Origin of the sequence: Nocardioides sp. NPDC057772, from assembly GCF_042798075.1 — a bacterium.
Lineage (GTDB): Bacteria > Actinomycetota > Actinomycetes > Propionibacteriales > Nocardioidaceae > Nocardioides.
Genome location: NZ_JBHVKN010000301.1, coordinates 1 through 4,143, shown reverse-complemented (window position 1 = coordinate 4,143; position 4,143 = coordinate 1). Strand labels below are relative to the sequence as shown.

Here is a 4,143-nt window from a genome sequence, read left to right as displayed (position 1 = left end):
CGTCGCTCGCGTCGGCCGAGTGGTCACATGTGTGACTACTCGGCCGACGCAGTTGACGGCTCGGCCGACCGGGCTGACGCCTCGGCGGTCAGGTGATCTGGCGGGCGAAGATGCGGTCGAGCTCTGCGGCGGCGTCGGTGGTCACGCCGCCGTGGACGGGGCCGGGCTGCAGGACGGTGCTCTTCGGGGCCTTGAGGAGGCCGAAGCGGGCCGACTCGTTGTCGGAGAGTGCCCGGTTGCCGTACGCCGTGGCGCGGACACCCGCGCCGAAGCCGGCGTGGGCCGCACCGGCGCAGATCAGGTCCACCGACTCCAGGGCGGCCCGGACGAGGGACAGATCGAGGCCCGGGGCGAAGTTCGCCAGGCGCTGCTCGTCGAGCGTCCAGCGCGCGGCGAGGAACTTCTGCTCGGGGCAGTAGAGGACGACGCCGACGTTGAGGAACTCCTCGCGCTCGGGACGGGGTACGCAACGGAGCACGACATACTGGTAGGCGTCCATCACGCCTCCTGCGCGGGCTCGGCGACCGGCAGCCACGGGCGCCCGCCGTCGAGGCGGGCACGCAGGAAGGCGACGTAGCGCTCGCGCAGCGACTCCGGGGTGTCGAAGCCGGGGACGGGCTCGAGCCACTCGTCGGGCACGTCGGCGAGAACCTTCTCCAGCACCGCGTCGTCCAGACGGGCGGCGAGGTCGTCGTTCTGGGCGAGTGCCTCGGCGGCGAAGGCACGCAGGATGTGCTCGGAGGTGTCGAAGGGCTGCGCCGCGTAGCGCGCCGGGTCTCCGCCTCCGCCGGGCCAGACATGGTGGAAGTAGAGCGAGGCGCCGTGGTCGATGACGTAGAGCGCGCCGTTCCAGAGCAGCATGTTGGGGTTGCGCCAGGAGCGGTCGACGTTCGCGATCAGCGCGTCCAGCCACAGGATCCGCCCGGCCAGGGCCGGGTCGGGCCGGTAGGCGGCGTCGTAGCCGAATGCCCCAGCCAGGAAGTCGATGCCGAGGTTGAGTCCGGCGCTCACGTTGAGGAGGTCCTGGACCTCCTCGTCCGCCTCGTAGCGGGCGATCTCCGGATCGAGGTCGAGGACGACCTGGTCCGGTGTCGGGATGTCGAGCGCCCGGCACAGGCCGGTGACGATCACCTCCGCGACCAGCACCCGAAGCCCCTGCCCGGCGCCACGGAACTTGCAGACATAGGTGCCGAGGTCATCGGCCTCGACGATCCCGGGCAGGCTGCCGCCTTCCCGGAGCGGGGTGACATACCGCGTCACCCGCACCGTCTCCAGACTCACGCGGCCACCTCCGTAGCGCAGGCTCCAGGATACGGACGCGGCCGCGTGTTGCCCTGATGGCTCGCTCGCTGGCGCTCGCTCACGAGATGGTGTCCTCTTCCAGTCGTCTCTTCTCCTCGGCGACGTCGAAGCTGGGCGTGGGCCAGTCGAGGTCGAGCCGGTCCAGGGTCTCCAGGAGCAGCTCGCCGATGGCCAGGTTGCGATACCACTTCTTGTCGCTCGGCACGAGGTACCACGGAGCGTACTCGGTGTTGGTGCGCTCCAGCGCAATCTCGTACGCCTCCCGGTAGCTGTCCCACAGTTGGCGCTCGTCGAGGTCGCCGGGGCTGTACTTCCAGTGCTTCGTCGGGTCCTCCAACCGGGCGAGCAGCCGTTTCTTCTGCTCCTTCGGCGAGATGTGGAGCATGCACTTGAGGATCACCGTGCCGGCGTCGGTCAGCCGCTTCTCGAAGTCGTTGATGGCGCCGTAGCGCCGCTCGATCTCCACCGGCGCGGCGAGCTCGCGGACACGGCCGATCAGCACGTCCTCGTAGTGGGAGCGGTCGAAGACGCCGAGGTAGCCGGGCTCCGGCACGGCCTTCTCGATCCGCCACAGGAAGTCATGGGCCCGCTCCTCCTCGGTCGGAGCCTTGAAGCTGGTGATCTTCACGCCCACGGGGTCGACCAACCCGACCGTGTGCTTGAGGACGCCGCCCTTGCCGGAGGTGTCCATCCCCTGCAGGACCAGAAGTACCCGCCTGGGGTCGTCGCTCTCCCTTGAGGCGAACAGCTTGGTCTGCAGTTCGATCAGCGTCGGGCCGAGCTCGGCGAGCACCTGCTTGCCGGTCTCCTTGTCGGCGCCGACGCCGGGGGCGGAGTTGGTGTCGTACTTCCGCAGATCCACCGGTCCAGCCGGCAGCCGCAGCTCATCGAGGAGGCTCATGAGTCGACGATAGGCCCACGGCCACGGCGGACGGGGCGGGTCAGCCGAGAACGCGGCGCAGATCCAGCGAGCAGCCGACCATCGTGGTCGTCGAGCCGTCGGGCTGGAGCTCGTCGAACCAGGTGCCCTGCTCGAACCCCACCTTGGCGAGCATCCTCAAGGAGGCGGCGTTGCGATGGTCGGGAGCCGCGAAGCAGGCCGTCGCGCCGGGGTAGTGACGCGGGATCGAGGTGAGCCAGACCCAGGCCATCCGCGGCCCGATGCCGCGGCCGACGAAGGCCGGCTCCCCGATCGCATAGTCGAAGCCGATCGCGTCCGGGTCGGGGGTGAGCAGGGCGTACTCGGGCTCGTCGCTGATCCGGTAGTCCTGGCAGAAGCCGACCGAGCGCCCGTTGACCTCGATGACCCGATGCGTCACCGGCGTCTTGCCGTCGATGTCGGGTCCGTAGTTCTCGACCACCCACTCGGGTGTCGGCTCACCGTCGACCGCGTACCACCTGTGCACGTGCTCGGCGTTGAGCCACCGGATGAGGTGTGGGAGGTCGCCGCGGGTCATCGGCCGCAGGGCCACCACCGGCATCGGGTCGGAGGAGAACTCCTTCACCTCGCCCGAGAGGTCCACAGCGTACGCAGGTCGCCCGGCGATCCTCGTCGCCGCCGCTGCCCAGCTCTCCCCCGGGCGCGTGACGCCACCGAGACGCTGAGTCCCGGTGTGGACGGCGACCGGTGTGAACATGCGCCCAGGCTAGCGGTGAGGCGTCAGTGGGCCTGGCCGCCGCGACGGTCGACGAGCGGCGGCTGGGAGGACCATGGGAAGTCGATCCAGCGGTCGGTCTTCTTGTAGACGTAGTCGGCGTTGATCACCGTCCACGGCTTCTCGAAGATCACCGCGGTGCGGGCCTCGGCCACGTGGCCCTCGCAGAAGTCGTGCACGATCTCGAGGGTCTTGCCGGTGTCGGCGACGTCGTCGGCGATGAGCACCTTCATCCCGGTCAGGTCGACGGCGGCCGGGGTCGGCGGGAGCATGATCGGGACGTCGAGACGCTCGTTGACACCGGTGTAGAACTCCACGTTGACGGCCGAGAGGTTCTTCACGTCGAGGGCGTAGCCCAGGCCCATCCCGAGGGCCAGGCCACCGCGGGCGATGGAGAGCACGATGTCGGGCTCGTAGCCGCTGTCGACGACCTTCTGGGCGATCTCGCGCACCGCGGTGCCGAAGAGGTCGTAGGTCAGGATCTCGCGCTCTTGCTGCTCACTCACAGGTCGGATTCTGACACGAGACCACCGGCGTCATCTTCATCGGCGAGCGAGAGCTCCTCGCGAACGATGCTGTAGGCCACACCGGCGCCGTATCCCTTGCGGGCGAGCATCCCGACCAGACGTCGGGTCTTGGTCTGGTCGTCGAAGCGCTCCAGGGAGCGCAGCTTGCGCCGGACCATCCGCCGGCCGGCCTCGCGCTCGTCCTCGGGATCGATCTCGTCGAGCGCGTCGCGGGCCACCTCGTCGTCGATGCCCTTGCGGCGCAGCTCCTGGGCGAGCGCCCGTCGGGCCAGGCCCTTGCCGGGCTGTCGGCTGGCGATCCAGGCCTTGGCGAAGGCCTCGTCGTCGATCAGGCCGACCTCTTCGAAGCGGTCCAGCAGCCGAGTCGCCAGGGCCGGCGGGACCTCCTTCTTCTCCAGCTTGTCGGCGAGCTCCTTGCGGCTGCGCGCCTGGCCGGTCAGGGCGTCGAGGAGGATCTTGCGGGCGATCGCCTCGTGGTCGGGCTCGGGATCGTTCTTGGGGTCGGCGGGGTCAGCGGGGCGAGGTTTGCGCCGACGGGACCGTGTTGGCTTCGACACGGACTCGCTCGTGCCTCGCGAGTCCGGCTCAGCCGACGACGCGGCTCCGGCCCAGGCCTCGACACCGAGGGTCACGTCCCCCAGCCAGTCGGGCGCGGGTCG

The 4,143-nt window shown here is 69.7% G+C and carries 6 protein-coding genes; all 6 read right to left on the bottom strand.

What is annotated here, in order from left to right; genetic code table 11:
• Positions 1 to 88: 88 nt before the first annotated feature.
• Positions 89 to 499, bottom strand: a complete 411-nt coding sequence (locus ACFVJS_RS26645; RefSeq protein WP_378886575.1) for a DUF3037 domain-containing protein — start codon at positions 497 to 499, stop codon at positions 89 to 91.
• The gene (locus ACFVJS_RS26640; protein WP_378886574.1) at positions 499 to 1,281 is read right to left on the bottom strand and encodes a HipA family kinase; all 783 of its coding nucleotides are present in this window, start codon (positions 1,279 to 1,281) and stop codon (positions 499 to 501) included. The genes ACFVJS_RS26645 and ACFVJS_RS26640 overlap by 1 nt, the downstream gene beginning before the upstream one ends.
• A gap of 79 nt (positions 1,282 to 1,360) precedes the next feature.
• Positions 1,361 to 2,203, bottom strand: coding sequence for a PPK2 family polyphosphate kinase (locus tag ACFVJS_RS26635; protein ID WP_378886573.1), 843 nt, complete (start codon positions 2,201 to 2,203; stop codon positions 1,361 to 1,363).
• Positions 2,204 to 2,243: 40 nt separating this feature from the next.
• Complete coding sequence (locus ACFVJS_RS26630; protein ID WP_378886572.1) at positions 2,244 to 2,939, bottom strand: GNAT family N-acetyltransferase; 696 nt, start codon at positions 2,937 to 2,939, stop codon at positions 2,244 to 2,246.
• Positions 2,940 to 2,962: 23 nt separating this feature from the next.
• Complete coding sequence (locus tag ACFVJS_RS26625; RefSeq protein ID WP_378886571.1) at positions 2,963 to 3,463, bottom strand: phosphoribosyltransferase; 501 nt, start codon at positions 3,461 to 3,463, stop codon at positions 2,963 to 2,965.
• Positions 3,460 to 4,143, bottom strand: a 684-nt coding sequence (locus tag ACFVJS_RS26620; RefSeq protein ID WP_378886570.1) for a regulatory protein RecX, incomplete at its 5' end; no start/stop codon positions are given. The genes ACFVJS_RS26620 and ACFVJS_RS26625, both read right to left, overlap by 4 nt.

What these genes read in the sequence shown, in the direction of transcription:
- ACFVJS_RS26630 (WP_378886572.1), bottom strand. Translation starts at nt 2,939, where the DNA reads ATGTTCACACCGGTCGCCGTCCACACCGGGACTCAGCGTCTCGGTGGC.
- ACFVJS_RS26645 (WP_378886575.1), bottom strand. Translation starts at nt 499, where the DNA reads ATGGACGCCTACCAGTATGTCGTGCTCCGTTGCGTACCCCGTCCCGAG.
- ACFVJS_RS26635 (WP_378886573.1), bottom strand. Translation starts at nt 2,203, where the DNA reads ATGAGCCTCCTCGATGAGCTGCGGCTGCCGGCTGGACCGGTGGATCTG.